Source organism: Rhodoblastus acidophilus, from assembly GCF_009720655.1.
Lineage (GTDB): Bacteria > Pseudomonadota > Alphaproteobacteria > Rhizobiales > Beijerinckiaceae > Rhodoblastus > Rhodoblastus acidophilus_A.
Genome location: NZ_WNKS01000013.1, coordinates 109114 through 125071, shown reverse-complemented (window position 1 = coordinate 125071; position 15958 = coordinate 109114). Strand labels below are relative to the sequence as shown.

Below are 15958 nucleotides of genomic sequence, written 5' to 3'. Positions count from 1 at the left end.
CACTGACACCAGGCGAACGCGGCCAAAGCCGCCGCGCCAGAAAAGTCACTTCGCGGGATTCGACCGTGGGTAGTTACGCGCCTGAGAAGGCGGCCAGCCAAGGAACCCAGCGCCTTGCCGCAGTCATTTGTTCCGTCTCCCCGTCTGTCGCACTCCAGCGCGTCGGCGAGGATCTGTCGGGCTTTCTCGTCTGAAAAGCCCATCAAAACACTGCCATTGCTCGCACACGGGACGGGATGTCAGGCGTCTTGGCGCGCCGCCGTAGACCTGCGCTTCGCAGCGGCGTTCCCTCTCGCCTTGGCGCGGCGGGCCGTCATCATGCGGGCCTCGCTCTTTAGCTTCCGGCGTTCGGCGCCTGGCTTCTCTTCGACAGGATTCGCGACCTCGATTCTAGGCAGGCGCTGAATCTCGATCCATTTTGCCTCGACCGGCACCTCTCCATAATATTCGCCTTCCGTCCTCGGCTTGTGGCCTTGGATGGCGTCGCGGATCTCGACGTCCATCCGCACCTTGCGCGCGTTGGTCTTGAAGCGATGGCGCCAGCCGTGGTTGGGGCTGACGCCCTCGTCCTTGATGCCGATCTCGCGCACCCACTCCCCGAGCTTGTCCGCGACCTTCTGGTATTGAGGGCGCAGGTCCGAGCCGTCGCGGCGGCGCTTCGGGTCATAGAAGACAGGACCGGAGCCGTGTTTCTTCACGAAGTCGGGAAAGCCCTGCTCGACCAGGTGCGGGTGCAAGGGAACGTCGCGCGCCTCGAAATTCTTAACGCTGCCCGCTTCCGGCGTGATCTTGAGCACCCAGACATCTTCGACGCTCTTCTTGTCGTCGACCTCGATTTCAAGCCTGCGAAGCTGGAGGTCGCAGCCGCGCATCTGGGTGATCTCGTTCACACGGGCGCCCGTGTAGGCCATGATCCACGGAATCCAGCGCTTGGCCGCCCCGAATTCGTCCGATGTCCTTCCGTCCACGGGCCGGAGCGTTTCCGACAGGATCAGCCTGGCTTCCTCGTCTTGGAGGGACTTGGGCCGGAGCTTCGTCTCCTTCGGGATCCGCATCTTCACGTCGGCGAACGGGTTGGACTGCACCTTCTCCCGTTCGAGCGCCCAGTTGAAGAAGCTTCGCGCCGCCGCGAGATAGCCTTCGGCGACGGTCTTGTGCTTCAGCCCCTTGGCGAGCAGGGAATCCTTCCACTCGACGACCTGCTTGCGGGCGACGCCGGCGATGTTCGCCCGGCCGACGAAGGCGGTGAGCTTGTCGAGCATCGGTCGCCAGGCCTTGACCGTCGCGGGGCTCAGGGTGGAGTCGGTCTTGAACTGCTCCCAGTCCACGTCGACCACCAGCATCCGCGAAGTCACCGGCAAGGTCGGCTCGACCTGCTCCCACTTGGGAAACTTCTTCAGGCCGTCGTGGTCCGACCAGTCCCCGGCCTCGGTCCTCGCGACCAGGCTCTCCATGGCCATCAGGCCCGCCTTGCCGGTGGACCAGACGAGCGTCGAGTATTCGTAGGGGTCGTCGACGACGATCTGCCTCTCGGCGAGGAAGGCCCGGAGTTCCGCGTCGAAGTGGAACCCGACGCCGAAGCGTCTGGCCCTTGGGCCGGTCGACGCCCTCAGGTGTTCGAGCCTTTGCTTCCACCCGCTCAGTTGCTCCGGCTGGTTTTCGTAGCGCAGGACCATCCACTTGTGGAACTCGCCGCAGATTCCGTTGATCTGCTTCTTCGTGAGCGCCGCAGGCTTTTCGACGGCGTTGAGCCTGGCGTTTCGCCGCAACCGACGCCATTCGTCGTCGATCTCGGACGCCAAGGCCAAGAATCGGCTCTTCGCTTCTTCGGGGTCCTTGGTCCGCAGGGTCCGCTGGTAGATGGTGGCGCCGACGGCGGCGCGCAGATCGTCGGGAACGCGCTTGCGGAACCAGTAGACGCCGGTCTTCGGGTGCTTCCACGGAGTGGCCATTCGGAACGCCATTGTGTACCACCGTTGTGTATCAATCGGCGGCGATACGCGTTCCTACTGTGCGGGAAACCCGGTAAACATCAGGTTTCAAGTATTTTTGGCGGAGAGGGAGGGATTCGAACCCCCGATACGGTTGCCCGTATGCCGCATTTCGAGTGCGGTGCTTTCAACCACTCAGCCACCTCTCCAATCCAGGTGCTCAGCAAGCAAGGCTCGCCGGTGGTGAGGCGGCGCAATAACACGCTCCTACGCAAAAACGCAAGGCTCAAACGCAAGCAAAAACGAAAAGATCGCCAACGCCATCGCCCCGCCGATCCGCCCTTGACTCCGCCCTTGACTTGGCGCGCCTCTTACGTCTATGAAGCCAGACGGTCTATCGTGGCGCTCCGCCGCGATTTCTAGTCTTTGCCCCGCAAAGGCGGCCGTCCATCCGGGTTTCGGGCCTCGCGTCCAAACCTATCCCTGCTGGTTCAGCTGCAAAGAAGCCGGTCGCGCCAAAACCGCAGACCGGTAAAGAACACGAGGAAAAACGATGTTCGCAGTCATCAAGACCGGTGGCAAGCAGTATCGCGTCGCCGCCGATGAACAGATCACCGTCATGTCGCTCGAAGGCAATGCCGGCGACAAGGTTACATTCTCCGACGTTCTGCTCGTCGAAGACAACGGCGCCGCCACCATCGGCGCGCCTTTCGTCGCCGGCGCCTCCGTCACCGCCGAGATCGTCGAGCAGGCCCGCGGCCCGAAGGTCATCTCCTTCAAGAAGCGCCGCCGCAAGAATTCCAAGCGCAAGCGTGGTCACCGCCAGGATCTGACCGTCGTGCGCATTCTCGAAGTCGTCGCCGCGTAACGCGCGCGAAAACTTCATCAAACAGGAACTCGGCCGCGCATGCGGCGTTAAGGATCTCGGAGCAGGACAATGGCTCACAAAAAGGCAGGCGGTTCATCCCGCAACGGGCGCGACTCTGACGGTCGTCGCCTTGGCGTGAAAAAATTCGGCGGCGAAGCGGTGTTGGCCGGCAACATCCTCGTGCGTCAGCGCGGCACCAAATGGCATCCCGGCGCCAATGTCGGCATGGGCAAGGACCACACCCTGTTCGCCCTCGTCGACGGCAAGGTCGTATTCAAGTCCCAGGGCGCCCGTTCGGTCATTACCGTCGCCGCCACCCCGGCCCAAGCACCGGCCGAAGCCGCAGAATAATTCGGGAGATGAAACGGTCTCCCGGCGCTCAGTCCCCGGGAGGCCGAAAGGCCCGGTTTTCAAGCCCAGATATCGGGTGCGAAGACATCCAGCTCCAAGCTGCCAGGGGGACGCGCGCGTTCCCCTTTTGCTTGCGAACTGGAGTGTCTCCATGTTTCCTGATCTCGCCCGCGACGACGTTTTTCGTCTCGAAACGCGCCGGCTTTGGCTGCGCTGGCCGCAAGCCTCGGACGCGCCCGTCCTCGCGGCGCTTGCCGGCGACTGGGAGGTGGCGCGCCTCACCGCCTACATTCCTCACCCCTATGGCCTGGAGGACGCGGCGGGATTTGTCCGCGACAGCCGCTGCGGCAACAGCGCCGGCCACCATTTGCGTCTGGTCATGACGCGCAAGGGCGGCGACCGTTCTCCCATCGGCATGATCGGGCTGGAGCCTTGCGCGGACGGGTTCAATCTCGGCTATTGGCTGGGCCGCGCGCATTGGCGACACGGATTCGCCGCCGAGGCGGCGGGCGCCATGATCGACGCCTTCTTCCTCGTCACCAAGGCGCACGCGCTCACCGCCGCCGCGCTGCCGGAAAACGCCGCGTCGCAGGCCGTGTTGCGCCGCATCGGTTTTCAGCCGGTCGGCGAAGCGCCGGCGCCGGGCCGTCATGCCGGCGCGAAGGCGCTGCTGTTTGCGCTTGACCGCGAAAGCTGGGCCCGCGCCGCTTGAGGCGGAGCGCGCCATCGGCTAGAGCCTAAGCGTTTTCGCGCGGCGCGCTGTGGCGGGCCGCCATCCGTGGACCGCCCTCGTCCTTCGAGACGCCCGCTGGCGCGGGCTCCTCAGGATGAGGGCTACTTGACGCCCCTGGCGGGGGCTCCGCAGGATGGGGCTGCTGGGGCTGCCGGGGGGACGCGTTTTTCAGAGCCGGCCAGAAAGAAGAAAAAATGAAATTCCTTGACCAGGCCAAAATCTATGTCCGCTCCGGCGATGGCGGGGCGGGCTGCGTCTCGTTCCGGCGCGAAAAATTCATCGAGTTCGGCGGTCCCGACGGCGGCGACGGCGGACGCGGCGGCGATGTCGTCGCCGAATGCGTCCAGGGCCTCAACACGCTGATCGACTATCGCTACCAGCAGCATTTTAAAGCCAAGACCGGCATGCACGGCATGGGCAAGAACCGGGCGGGCGGGCGCGGCGCCGACGCTGTGTTGAAAGTGCCGGAAGGCACGCAGATTTTCGAGGTGGACGGCGAAACCCTGATTGCTGATCTCACCGAGGTCGGCCAGCGCGTGGTCATCTGCAAGGGCGGCAATGGCGGGTTCGGCAATCTCCATTTCACCACTTCGACCAATCGCGCGCCGCGCCGGGCCAATTCGGGCCAGGAAGGCGAGGAGCGCGAGATCATCCTGCGCCTGAAGCTGATCGCCGACGCCGGTCTGGTCGGGCTGCCCAATGCGGGAAAAAGCACGTTTTTGGCGACTGTCTCCGCCGCGCGGCCGAAAATCGCCGACTATCCCTTCACCACCCTGCACCCCAATCTGGGTGTCGTGAACTGCGACGGGCGCGAATTCGTGATGGCCGACATCCCCGGCCTGATCGAGGGCGCACATGAGGGCCACGGTCTCGGCGACCGTTTTCTGGGTCATGTCGAGCGCACCGGCGTGTTGCTGCATCTGGTGGACGGCGCCGGCGAGCATGCCGGCAAGGCTTATAAAATCGTGCGCGGCGAGTTGGAGGCCTATGGCCACGGCCTCGACGAAAAGCCGGAAGTGGTGGCGCTGACCAAAGTGGACGCGCTCGACCCGGAAACGCTGAAGCAGCAGGTCGAGCGGCTGAAACGGGCGATCAAGAGCGCGGGGCCGGTGTTGCCGGAGGGCGAAAAGCCGCGCGCGCCGCTCAAAATTTCCGCTGTCGCCGGCGAGGGCGTCACCGACGCCTTGCGGGCGGTGCTGGCGTTTGTCGATGAGAAACGACGCGCGGAGTCCGAGGCCGCGCCCGCGCCGGAATGGCGGCCCTGACGGGCCGATCCGGCGCGGCGGCTTTTGGCGCCCGTCGCGTCGGGCTGAAGGCGGCGGATTCGGATTTTTCTACCTTCGGTTGAAAACCTTTTGCAAAATGTGATCGCATTTGCGCGATTTTTTGCGATTTTTCGCGAAAAAGCGATCAAAACGCGTTGGTTTTCGCACTCACAACTTTATGGTTGTGACGGCAGGCGCGTGGGGCGGACGCGGCGTCTCGCCGGAAAAGTACATAAAAATCAGACTGTTGTCATGAAAACGTTTCACGTGGAACGTATCATGAACAAAATGCGCGTTTGTCAAGCCCCCCAAAAAATTTTCACTTTTCGTCATTTGCCGGCTGGAGGCGGTTTGCGAGGGCGGCTCAGGCTTGTGCCGACGGGCGGCAATGCTTAAAGCCGTCATGAGCTGAGCGAAGCAAACCCAAACGCCTTTGCGTTCGCTTCGCTCAGCTGATGATCATCCGGAGCTTTCGCACATGGGCGAGCGCCGGACAGCTCAAGAGACCGGAATGTCCCTGCCCAGCCTCCAAGATTTCAAGCGCATTGTCATCAAAGTCGGGTCGTCGCTGCTGGTGGACAGCAAGCGCGGCGAGGCGCGGCGCGACTGGCTGCACGCGCTCGTCGACGATCTCGCGGAGCTCCATGGCGCCGGCGCCGATATTTTGGTTGTCTCCTCCGGCGCGGTCGCCCTTGGCCGCTCCGTGCTCGGCCTGCCCCAAGGGCCTCTAAAACTGGAGGACAGCCAGGCGGCGGCCTCCGTCGGCCAGATCGCCTTGTCGCGCATCTGGGCCGAGGCGTTCGCCAAGCGCGGCATTGTCGCGGGGCAAATCCTTGTGACCTGGCAGGACACCGAGGAGCGCCGCCGCTATCTCAACGCCCGCGAAACCGTTTCGCGGCTGCTGGCGCTGCGCGCCGCGCCCGTGATCAATGAGAACGACACGGTGGCGACCGCCGAAATCCGCTATGGCGACAACGACCGGCTCGCGGCGCGGGTGGCGACCATGGCCTCCGCCGATCTGCTGATCCTGCTGTCCGACATTACCGGTCTCTACGACGCGCCGCCGGCGCAAAACCCGGACGCCAAACTCATCCCCGTGGTGCCGCGCATCACTGCCGAAATCGAGGCTTTCGCCGGAGGCGCGGCCTCCGAACTGTCGCGCGGCGGCATGCGCACCAAGATCGAAGCCGGCAAAATCGCCACCTCCGGCGGCGCCCATATGGTGATCGCCGACGGACGCCAGAACAATCCGGTCGGCCGGATCGCAAAGGGCGCGCCCTGCACCTGGTTCCTGACGCCGTCCACTCCGGTGAAGGCGCGAAAAAAATGGATCGCGGGGTCGCTGGCGCCGCAGGGGGTCGTGACCATCGACGACGGGGCCGCGCGGGCGCTCGCTTCGGGCGCCAGCCTGTTGCCGGCCGGAGTCACGGCCGTCGAGGGCGATTTTTCGCGCGGCGACAGCGTCATCGTGCGCGATGCGCACGGCGGCGAGATCGGGCGCGGGCTGGTCGGCTATGACATCGGCATGGCGCGAAAAGTCATCGGCCGCAATTCCCGCCACATCGCCGACGTGCTTGGCGTCGAAGGCCGCACCGAAATGATCCACCGCGACGACCTCGTCCTCGCCGGCGACCCGATCGAGTGACCGTTCAGTTGGGCAGTCTGAGCTGCTTGTCGTCGATGCGCAGGGTCCACAGCAGGCCCGTCTGGTCGTAGACAATGCGGGAGGGGCCTTCCGTCGCGCGAGGCAACAGGTCTTCGACCAGGGTCAAGCCGAAGTCGGGCTCAGGCGCCGAACGCGTCGGCGATTTTTCTCGCCAGATCAGTTCGACGCCGGCGAACCCATCCTCCGACACCGGCGCCCAACTGATAAAGACCGTGGGCGCGGCGCGTGAGCCGTCGAGGTGTGACGCCGCGTTGGCCGCCATTTCGTGGACCGCCAGGGCGACGTTTTGCGCGCATTCGGGACTGAGGACATAAGGCGGACCGCGCAGCACGACGGCCTGTCCGGCCGCCGGCCAGACCGCCTTCCAGACCGCCGTGAGCAATTGCCGAAGGTCAACGCCGCGCCAGCGGGTCTCCACCAGCAATTCGTGGGTCAGCGCCAGCGCGCGGATGCGCCCGTTGAATTTCTGCACAAAACTCTGCACGTCGGTGGCGGATCGGCTGGACTGGCGCGCGATGCCCTGGATGACGGCGAGGAGGTTTTTGGTCCGGTGGGTCAGTTCGCTGAGCAAAAAGGTGAGTTCGTCCTGGCGGCGCCGGTGTTCGGTGGCGTCGATGGCGGTGGTCAGCAGTCCCACGATTTCGCCGTCACGCCACAGCGGTTCGATCGACTGGTCGAAATAGCGGGCGCCTCCGTCGAGCGTTACCGCCAGTTCGTTCTGGACCAGGGTTTTCTGCTCAAGCGCGCGCCTGCTGGCGTCGAGAACCGTCTTCAGGGCTTCGGCCGGGAGCACTTCGCTCGGCAGGCGGCCGAGGATGGGTCTTGTGTCGAGCGGGCTCGGCAGATTGTGGACCCATTGATAGCGCAGCTCGAGATCCTGCTGCGCCATGCTGACCCGCGTCGTCTTCAGCGCATGGACAAAGCGCTGGTTGGCTTCGTCGAGGTCGCGGGTCCGTTCGGCGACAGCCTTCTCGAGCCTGGCGTTTTCCGCCATGAGGTCGCCGGGAGAGGGAAGGGCGATCAATCCGGGGATCAGCCCCCAGAAGGCGAGCGAAAGGGTCAGCGCCACGCCCACGGAGACGATTTCGAGGCTCTCCATCAGCGCCGAGCCCGGGGCGTAGATCATGAAGGCGTCAAGAAAGCGCGAAAGGCCAAAGGCCGCGAGCCCGGCGATGGCGAACCAGGCGACGCTGCGGGCGTCCTCCAGGAGCGACGCGCGGCGGCGCAAGTAGACCAGAACGGCCAAAGCTCCGGAGAAGCACGCAATCCCCGCGGCAATGTTCGATACAAATCGCATTGCCTCGTCTCGCGTTCGCCCGCCCGATCAAGCCGCGTTGGCCGGCTCCCGCCCCGCCTTGGCGTCGAAGAACAGGGACTGGCTGACCACGGCGCGCACCATGTCCTCCTCGAAGGGCTTGGCGATCAGGAAGGTCGGCTCCGGCCGCTTGCCGGTGAGGAGGGTTTCCGGATAGGCGGTGATGAAGATCACCGGCACGGCGAAGGATTTCAGGATGTCCTGGACCGCGTCGAGGCCCGAACTGCCGTCGGCGAGCCTGATGTCCGCCAGCACGAGGCCCGGCCGCAGCCGTTCCGCCATTTCCACCGCTTCCGCGCGGGTGCGGGCGTTGCCGCAGACCTGATGTCCCAGGCCCTTGACGATGCTTTCGAGGTCCATGGCGATGATCGGCTCGTCCTCGATGATCAGGACGCTCGTCGCCACCTGATCGCTGATCTCGCGGCCGGCGTCCTCGATCAACCGCGACAGGGCTTCAGGCGTGCGCTCCAGCACCTGCGCCGCCTGCTCGGAGGTGAACCCCTCGACGGCGGTGAGCAGAAACGCCTGGCGCGGCAGCGGCGTGATCCCTTCAACACGGCGTTCGGCCGTCGTCCCGGCGTAGCGCGTGGGGGCGGCGCCATTGAGCGGCAGCGCGTTCCATATGCGGGAAAAGGCGCGATAGGTCGCGACGCGGGACTCGCAATCGGTATCGTAAAGCGTGGGATCCTCAACCAAGGCTTCAAGCATGGCGACGACATACGCGTCGCCGCTCGCCTGGCTGCCGCTCAACGCGCGCGCATAGCGGCGAAGGAAGGGAAGCTGCGGACCAACAAGCGCGGAAAGGGACATCAGTAACTCCAGCCCGACTCACTCACCTCACGAAACACCTTGGACGTGGGTTCGGTTCCCGAAAGCTAGCAAAAAAAGCTGCGCTCCAGCAAATCGGCGCGCGCACGGCTCGGAACAATGTTTTGGGAGCGGCGTTTGCGGTCAAACGGAGGACAAGCATGACCATCGGTCCAGACGCCAAAGGCGAAGCCTTGAACGAAGCCGTGGTCCGCGCGGTCGCGGCTGAAGTGGCCGATACGGGAGACGCGGCGCAAGAGCGCAGGAGCGACGCGGCCGAGGTCGCCGAGTGGTTCGCCAACCTCGCCAACACCATGAGCGAATATGTCGTCGATTCGCTTGAGCGCGCGGCGGCGTCGAGACCGCTGGTTTCGCTCGCCGCCGCGGGTTTCCTGTTCGCGCCATGGCCGTTCGGGGGACGCCGCCGATGACGGAGGGCGGGCCCTCCCTCCGGGTGCGCGCGGCGCGCTCCATTGCTTTCGGCGCCGGCTTTGCGGTTGTTGCGGCGCTCGCCCTGCTGGTGGCCTTCGCTTGCCTCGCCGGCGCCGCCTATCTGGCCCTGCTCGACTCCATGCAACCGCGTCTTGCGGCCTTGTGCGTGGCGGGCGGTTCGCTGCTTGTCGCCCTGGCTGCTGGTTTGACCGGGCGGGCGCTGATCGGCGGCGGCGTCGAGCGGATGACGACGGCGGTCCGAACCAGCGCGGTCGTCGCCCTTGCGCCACAGGCGCTGCGGTTCGGCCTGCGCAACGCCAAGCTGATCGGGCTCGCGTCGACGGCCGCTGCGACCTATTTCGCGCTGCGTAGCGCCCGCAGGACAGATTGAGGTTTCAGGGCAAGGCGGCGCGGTCCGGCTCCGTCATCAGCGCGTCCGCCACCGTCTGCGCCGTGACCAGCAGCGGAACCGCAAGAATCGCGCCGACAGGTCCCCACATCCAGCCCCAGAACACGATGGCGAGAAAAATGAGGAACGGGTTGATTTCGTAGCGGCGGCCCAGCAGCGTCGGCATGATGACGAACTCGCTGAACAGATGCGCCGCGAGATAGAGCGCCGCTGGCGCCAAGGCGAATAGGCCCTGGAAGGTCAGGAGACCCGCGACCGTCAGCGCCAGGGCGATCAGCGATACTCCAATGTAGGGAACGTAGCCGAGCGCAAAAGTCATGACCGCCCACAGCAGCGGTTGAGAAAGGCCAAAGGCCAGAACGATCGCGCCGGTGACGGCCCCCACCGAGGCGTAAACCAGAGCCGTCGTGGCGAAATATTGCGACAGCGCCCGCTCGACGGCGGCGATCGTCTTCAGCGTGGAGAGACGGCTGGCGCGCTTGGGCATGGCCAGCACCATCTGCTTGCGCATGGAGTCGCGACCGGCGACGAAGAAGGCCAGGCAGGGAAAAAAGATCAGAAGGCCCTCCAGAGCCGGCGTCAGGCGGCCGAGAAAGGCGGTGATCCAACCCATCGCGTCGCCCAGGCCGGGACCGGCGGGAGCGCCGGCGTGGCTGTGCCCCAATTCGCCGAGCAGGCGATTCAGGCGCTGCGCCAGCGGCTGGCTCATGTCGGCCACGGCCCGGGCCATGTCCGGGGCCCGCGCCACCAGGCTGGCGAGGGGTTCGGCCAGACCCGCGATCAGCAGCAGGCCGAGGGCGACCGCGCAGACCACCACCAGGGTGTTGGCGACGACGGAGGGGAGACCAAGCTGGTTGAGGCGCTCCGCGATCCGCGACAGGATCGCGCCGACAAAAATCGCGGCGACGATCGGCGCGATCACGTCGCCCGCCGTCTTCAGAACCGCGAATATGGCGAGCGTGAACAGCCCGATGGCGGCGTAATCGCCGAGGCGGCCCATTTGGCCCGCGTCGACGTCGGGCCTGTCCAGAGGATCGATTTTGTTCACTGCTCGCCGCGTTTCTCCTTGGGGCGGCGCATGGTGTAGGCAGGCGGGTCGCTCGCGGGGAAGGACTCCCACGACGCCTCCGCCACCTCATCCCAGGGCTGCTTCTTCTCGGAGGTCTTGTTCTTGTCCTCTTTGGGTTTCTGGCGTTTTTCCGCACGCGGCTTGGCTTCGGCCATGTTTCGTCTCCGTGTTGCTTCTGAAATGGTCGCGCCGGCGCCGCAAGCAAGCGGAACCGATGCAAACAACGGAACTTCCGCGCCGCCAAGAGATTAACGTGGCTCTTGCCGCGGAGGTCCCGTGTCATCGCGACATCACGAAATATTTCGCCAGTTCCAGGTCACGCGCACGCTCAGCCGCACGCTTGCCGCTCCGCTGTCCGACGCCGACGCCACCGTGCAATCCATGCCGGACGCCAGCCCCGCCAAATGGCATCTGGCGCATACCAGCTGGTTCTTCGAGACCATGGTTCTGCAGCGATTCTCGACGGGCTACACGCCCTTCGATCCCGCCTTCGGCTACCTGTTCAACTCCTATTACGAGGCTTTGGGCGCGCGGCACCCCAGACCCCGGCGCGGCATGCTCACGCGACCCACGCTCGAAACAATTTGCGCCTATCGCGACCATGTGGACCGCGCGATCGAAGATTTTTGTCAGCGCGCGCCTTCCGAAGCGGCGCTGGAGCTGATCGAACTCGGCCGCCATCACGAGAGCCAGCACCAGGAGCTCCTGCTGACCGACATCCTGCATCTGTTCGCGCAAAGCCCGCTGCGCCCGGCCTACAAGGAGCGCGCGTCCGACGAGGCGGGCGAGAGCGCGCCCGTGCGCTTCCTGCCCCTTGACGGCGGCCTCGCGGAGATCGGCGCGGGCGACAGACATTTCGCTTACGACTGCGAGCGCCCGCGCCACCGCGTTTTCGTGCCGCCCTACCGGATCGCGGACCGGCAGGTCACCAATGCGGAATGGATCGCATTCATCGATGAGGGCGGCTATCGCAACCCGCTGTTGTGGCTGTCCGAAGGCTGGGCCAAATGTCTCACTGAGGGCTGGACTGCGCCGCTCTATTGGGAACAGCGCGACGGCGCGTTCTGGACCATGACCTTGTCCGGCATGCGCCGCGTTGATCCCGCCGCGCCAGTCGCGCATATCAGCTATTTCGAGGCCGACGCCTTCGCGCGCTGGTCGGGAAAACGCCTGCCGACCGAAGCGGAGTGGGAGCTGGCGGCGGAAAACCTGCCGATGCGCGGCAATTTTTTGGAGTCCGGGCGGCTGCGTCCGGCCGCCGCCGAAGGCGCCGGTTTGCGCCAAATGTTCGGCGATGTCTGGGAATGGACATCAAGCCCCTTCTCGCCCTACCCGCACTTCCGCCCCGCCGAAGGCGAGGCGAGCGAATACAACGGAAAATTCATGTGCGGGCAGTTCGTGCTGCGCGGCGGCTCCTGCGTCAGCCCCAAAACGCATATTCGCGCCACTTACCGAAACTTTTTTCCGCCCGACGCCCGGTGGCAGTTTTCGGGCGTGCGCCTGGCGGAGGACTCATGACGGAACTCGATACGCAAACCCGCTGGAACGAGGCTTTTCGCGACGCCGTCCTCGCGGGCCTGTCCCCGCCGCGAAAAACTCTGCCGAGTTGCTGGCTCTATGACGCCCGCGGCTGCGAACTTTTTAACGCGATCACGCGGCTTGAAGATTACTACCCCACCCGAGCGGAGACGACGATTTTGTCGCGCCACGCGCCGGACATCGCCCGCTTCTGCGGCGAGGGCGCGGCGCTGCTGGAATATGGCGCAGGCGCCGGCATCAAGACCGAACTTCTGATTGACGCGCTCGACGCGCCTCGGCTCTACGTCCCAATCGATATTGCGGGTGACGAACTCTTGTGCACGACGCAGCGCATTGGCCGCCGGTTTACGTCTTTAAAAATTTCGCCTGTCCTTGCCGACTTCACCGGCGCGTTCCACCTGCCCGACTTGCCGCGTGGACCGCGTGTCGCCTTCTTTCCCGGCTCGACCATCGGTAATCTCGACCGACGCGAGGCCATCGCCTTCCTCACGCGCATGCGGGCTCATGTCGAGGGCGGCCGGGCGATCATCGGCGTCGATCTCAAGAAGGACCGCAAAACCCTGCTCAACGCCTACGACGACAGCGAGGGCGTCACCGCCGCCTTCAACTTGAATCTGCTGGAACGGATCAACCGCGAGCTGGATGGAGGCTTTCCCCTCGACAGGTTCGAGCATGAGGCCCGCTGGAACGAGGCGGAGTCCGCCGTCGAAATGCATCTGGTCAGCCTCGACGCGCGCAAGATTCCGGCGGCGGGCCGAAGTTTTGCATTTCAGGCGGGCGAGTCCATCCACACCGAAAGTTCGCGCAAATACGATCTCGACGGGTTCGCGGCGCTGGCGGAAGCAGCGGGCTGGCGGCTGGCGCGATGCTGGCGCGACCCTCAGTTCGCCGTGCTCGGGCTGGACGCCGGCTAAAGACCGGCGCCGATCGGCGCGCCGCCCGCCGACGACGGCGAAAAGAGCCGGAGACCCCGATCCGCGTGATGTCGCGCGACATCTGTCTGATCTCATCAAAGGCGATCACGCCTTGACCGGCGCGGACATGGGCGGACGCGGGAATAAAAGCGCCGCCGACACGTCTCGTCCAACGATATCAGGAACTCAATCGCTCAAGCGCGCGTTACGCAAAAGCGTGAGCGCGGCGACTCCTTTTCACCAAGGGACAGATATTTCTGTTCCGACGGATTGTGAATCTTGGAGAGATGGAAATGGCCATTCTGAATTCCTTTCGCAATTCCGTGATCATGAGCATCCTGCCCGCGCTGCTGGCGACCCAAGCCTTGTCCGAGACCAGGATGACCGCCATTCTTTCTGGCGCCGATGAAGTTCCGGCGGTCCAAACCCCCGGAAAGGAAAAGGTCGTGCTCGCCTTGGACCCCGCGACTCGCGCGTTGTCCTGGACGCTCAAATTCGGCGACCTCGCCGGGCCCGCCACTATGGTGCATTTTCATGGTCCGGCCATGCCCGGCAAAAATGCGCCGCCCGTGCTCTGGCTCGTCGAGAAAGGCGTCGTTCCCGTCAGTCCGGTGAAAGGCTCGGCGATCCTGACGCCAGAGCAGGCAAAAAGCGTCACCGATGGCGAATGGTACGTCAATGTCCATACGCAAAAGAATCCTTCAGGCGAAATCCGGGGTCTGATCGCTCCAGTGAAGTGAGTCGTTCACAACACCATCTGGATCGCGGCGCCGGAAAGCGCTTCATGCCGCTGTTCCAATGAGGGAGAAATGAACATGAGCGAAGAGCATGGGTCGCCAGCGGGTCCCGACCTCACGCAGGGTATCTCGCAAAACGACTTTGCCGGCGACACCTTGCTCGGTCATGTCGGCGGTCAGGACGTCTTGCTGGTGCGCTCCGGCCCGGAGATTTTCGCCATCGACGCCTATTGCAGTCATTACCACGCGCCGCTCGCGGATGGCCTTGTGGTCGGCGACGGCATCCGGTGCCCTTGGCATCACGCTTGCTTCGACTTGAGAACCGGTGAAGCCACGCGCGCGCCGGCGCTGAACCCGCTCTCCGTCTGGCAGGTCGAGAGGCAGGGCGATCGCATCTTCGTCCGCCGAAAGCGCGAGCTGCCAAAGCCGCAGCGCCAAGCGCCCGCAGACGCGCCCGAAAAAATTGTGATCGTCGGGGGCGGCGCCGCCGGGTTCGGTGCTGCCGAAATGTTGAGGCGGCAGGCGTTTCGCGGCGGCATCGTCATGTTGAGCAACGACAGCGCGGCGCCGGTCGATCGTCCCAACCTGTCGAAGGATTATCTTGCCGGCGGCGCTCCGGAAGACTGGCTGCCGTTGCGCCCGGACAGTTTTTATCACGAGGCGGCCATCGACTTGCGCTTGAAGACTGAAGTCGTCTCCATCGACACCAAGACGAAAAACGTCATCGTCGCTGGCGGCGGCGCTGTTTCCTACGATCGCCTGTTGCTGGCGACCGGCGCCGAACCTGTGCGTCTCACGATTCCGGGCGCCGACCAGCCGCATGTTCATACGCTGCGCTCCCTCGCCGATTGCCGCGCCATCATCGCCTCCACTGTCGGCGCGCGCCGCGCCGTTGTGATCGGCGCGAGCTTCATCGGGCTGGAGGCGGCGGCGGCTTTACGCGCGCGCGACATCGAGGTCCATGTGGTCGCGCCGGAGCAACGCCCGATGGAGCGCGTGCTTGGAGCCGAAATGGGCGATTTCGTGCGCGCGCTGCATGAAGACCATGGCGTCGTCTTCCATCTCGGCGATACCGTGCTCGCCATCGATGGCAAGCGCGCGACGCTCAAGAGCGGCGGCGTGCTGGAGGCCGACTTCATCGTCGTCGGCGTCGGCGTGCGGCCGCGACTGGCGCTGGCTGAACAGGCTGGCCTCGCGCTCGATCGCGGCGTTGTCGTCAATGCCCATCTCGAAACCAGCATCCCCGGCGTCTTTGCCGCTGGCGATATCGCGCGCTGGCCCGATCCGCATTCCCGGGAGAACATCCGGGTCGAGCATTGGGTGGTGGCGGAACGTCAGGGTCAGACCGTCGCGCGCAATATGCTGGGGCGGCGCGAGCCGTTCGACGCCGTGCCGTTCTTCTGGAGCCAGCACTATGACGTCCCGATCAATTACGTCGGTCACGCGGAACAGTGGGACGAGATGGCGATCAGCGGCGACATCGCGGGACGGGACTGCCTGATCAAGTACAAGAAACAGGGTCGCGTGCTCGCCGTCGCCTCGATTTACCGCGACCTCGAAAGTCTCAAAGCGGAATGGACGATGGAACAGAATGCAATGTGCTGACGGTTTTTTTCTTTTCGCGCGCGCATTTCCCATGAGCGGACGCTCGCTGTCCGCGCCCCTCGCGCGGTCGCGGTCTCGGCTTCATCCGCGTGGGGTGGTGTTCACCACCCTCCAACTGGCGGCGCCCTTGATCCTTTTGGCGTCCGAAAACGGAATTTCAGCTGTCCAGGAACATCCGCAACGTGGGCATCGCAAGGCAATCGCATAGCCTGTTCGACGCGACCGGGACGACAGCAACTGGAGATCATTGTCGCCCGCGGGGCATGCGGCGCAACAGGGGAATGGAGGGGTCATGATGCTCATGGGTTAAAGCGCCT

At 64.8% G+C, this 15958-nt stretch carries 17 protein-coding genes and 1 tRNA gene; 12 read left to right on the top strand and 6 right to left on the bottom strand.

All coding sequences use genetic code 11. The features are described 5' to 3' along the window. Positions 1 to 194 (top strand): hypothetical protein (locus GJ654_RS20980; protein WP_210350840.1); only part of this gene is annotated, 194 nt, incomplete at its 5' end. 45 nt (positions 195 to 239) lie between these two features. On the opposite strand, the gene GJ654_RS14230 is transcribed toward GJ654_RS20980, so the two are convergent. Together GJ654_RS14230 and GJ654_RS14225 are read right to left on the bottom strand one after the other, a co-directional pair. Beyond that, positions 240 to 1952, bottom strand: a complete 1713-nt coding sequence (locus GJ654_RS14230; RefSeq protein ID WP_196305565.1) for a DUF6538 domain-containing protein — start codon at positions 1950 to 1952, stop codon at positions 240 to 242. Between the two features lie 98 nt (positions 1953 to 2050). Continuing rightward, positions 2051 to 2140: transfer RNA gene (locus GJ654_RS14225), tRNA-Ser, on the bottom strand. A gap of 344 nt (positions 2141 to 2484) precedes the next feature. On the opposite strand from GJ654_RS14225, the gene rplU reads away from it, so the two are divergent. From rplU to proB, 5 genes are all read left to right on the top strand, one after another. Further along, positions 2485 to 2799 carry a 50S ribosomal protein L21 gene (gene rplU / locus GJ654_RS14220; RefSeq protein ID WP_155446829.1) on the top strand — a complete coding sequence of 105 codons (315 nt, stop codon included), beginning with the start codon at positions 2485 to 2487 and terminating at the stop codon, positions 2797 to 2799. Positions 2800 to 2868: 69 nt separating this feature from the next. Continuing rightward, positions 2869 to 3150, top strand: coding sequence for a 50S ribosomal protein L27 (rpmA, locus tag GJ654_RS14215; protein WP_155446828.1), 282 nt, complete (start codon positions 2869 to 2871; stop codon positions 3148 to 3150). A gap of 151 nt (positions 3151 to 3301) precedes the next feature. After that, the gene (locus GJ654_RS14210; protein WP_155446827.1) at positions 3302 to 3862 is read left to right on the top strand and encodes a GNAT family N-acetyltransferase; all 561 of its coding nucleotides are present in this window, start codon (positions 3302 to 3304) and stop codon (positions 3860 to 3862) included. 215 nt (positions 3863 to 4077) lie between these two features. Continuing rightward, positions 4078 to 5148 carry a GTPase ObgE gene (obgE, locus tag GJ654_RS14205; RefSeq protein ID WP_155446826.1) on the top strand — a complete coding sequence of 357 codons (1071 nt, stop codon included), beginning with the start codon at positions 4078 to 4080 and terminating at the stop codon, positions 5146 to 5148. A 511-nt stretch (positions 5149 to 5659) separates the two neighbouring features. Then, positions 5660 to 6793, top strand: coding sequence for a glutamate 5-kinase (gene proB / locus GJ654_RS14200; protein ID WP_155446825.1), 1134 nt, complete (start codon positions 5660 to 5662; stop codon positions 6791 to 6793). A gap of 4 nt (positions 6794 to 6797) precedes the next feature. On the opposite strand, the gene GJ654_RS14195 is transcribed toward proB, so the two are convergent. Both GJ654_RS14195 and GJ654_RS14190 read right to left on the bottom strand, forming a co-directional pair. Further along, positions 6798 to 8111 carry a sensor histidine kinase gene (locus tag GJ654_RS14195; protein ID WP_155446824.1) on the bottom strand — a complete coding sequence of 438 codons (1314 nt, stop codon included), beginning with the start codon at positions 8109 to 8111 and terminating at the stop codon, positions 6798 to 6800. A gap of 27 nt (positions 8112 to 8138) precedes the next feature. Beyond that, positions 8139 to 8939, bottom strand: coding sequence for a response regulator (locus tag GJ654_RS14190; RefSeq protein ID WP_155446823.1), 801 nt, complete (start codon positions 8937 to 8939; stop codon positions 8139 to 8141). A 158-nt stretch (positions 8940 to 9097) separates the two neighbouring features. Here GJ654_RS14190 and GJ654_RS14185 point away from each other — a divergent pair, with 158 nt between their 5' ends. Further along, the gene (locus tag GJ654_RS14185; RefSeq protein ID WP_155446822.1) at positions 9098 to 9367 is read left to right on the top strand and encodes a hypothetical protein; all 270 of its coding nucleotides are present in this window, start codon (positions 9098 to 9100) and stop codon (positions 9365 to 9367) included. Continuing rightward, the gene (locus GJ654_RS14180; protein ID WP_155446821.1) at positions 9364 to 9759 is read left to right on the top strand and encodes a hypothetical protein; all 396 of its coding nucleotides are present in this window, start codon (positions 9364 to 9366) and stop codon (positions 9757 to 9759) included. The genes GJ654_RS14185 and GJ654_RS14180 overlap by 4 nt, the downstream gene beginning before the upstream one ends. Before the next feature lie 4 nt (positions 9760 to 9763). Here the strand turns inward: GJ654_RS14180 and GJ654_RS14175 are convergent, their stop codons facing one another. Then, the gene (locus GJ654_RS14175) at positions 9764 to 10825 is read right to left on the bottom strand and encodes an AI-2E family transporter (protein WP_155446820.1); all 1062 of its coding nucleotides are present in this window, start codon (positions 10823 to 10825) and stop codon (positions 9764 to 9766) included. Next, the gene (locus GJ654_RS14170; protein ID WP_155446819.1) at positions 10822 to 11001 is read right to left on the bottom strand and encodes a hypothetical protein; all 180 of its coding nucleotides are present in this window, start codon (positions 10999 to 11001) and stop codon (positions 10822 to 10824) included. Before GJ654_RS14170 ends, GJ654_RS14175 begins: the two co-directional genes overlap by 4 nt. Before the next feature lie 121 nt (positions 11002 to 11122). Here GJ654_RS14170 and egtB point away from each other — a divergent pair, with 121 nt between their 5' ends. From egtB to GJ654_RS14150, 4 genes are all read left to right on the top strand, one after another. Further along, on the top strand, positions 11123 to 12364 hold the full coding sequence (gene egtB, locus GJ654_RS14165; protein WP_264586256.1) for an ergothioneine biosynthesis protein EgtB: 1242 nt from the start codon (positions 11123 to 11125) through the stop codon (positions 12362 to 12364). Beyond that, complete coding sequence (egtD, locus tag GJ654_RS14160) at positions 12361 to 13299, top strand: L-histidine N(alpha)-methyltransferase (RefSeq protein WP_155446818.1); 939 nt, start codon at positions 12361 to 12363, stop codon at positions 13297 to 13299. Before egtB ends, egtD begins: the two co-directional genes overlap by 4 nt. Positions 13300 to 13592: 293 nt before the next feature. Then, complete coding sequence (locus tag GJ654_RS14155) at positions 13593 to 14039, top strand: CHRD domain-containing protein (protein ID WP_210350839.1); 447 nt, start codon at positions 13593 to 13595, stop codon at positions 14037 to 14039. A gap of 75 nt (positions 14040 to 14114) precedes the next feature. Beyond that, entirely contained in the window at positions 14115 to 15641 is a 1527-nt protein-coding gene (locus GJ654_RS14150; protein WP_155446817.1) for an FAD-dependent oxidoreductase, read from the top strand. Positions 15642 to 15958 lie beyond the last annotated feature (317 nt).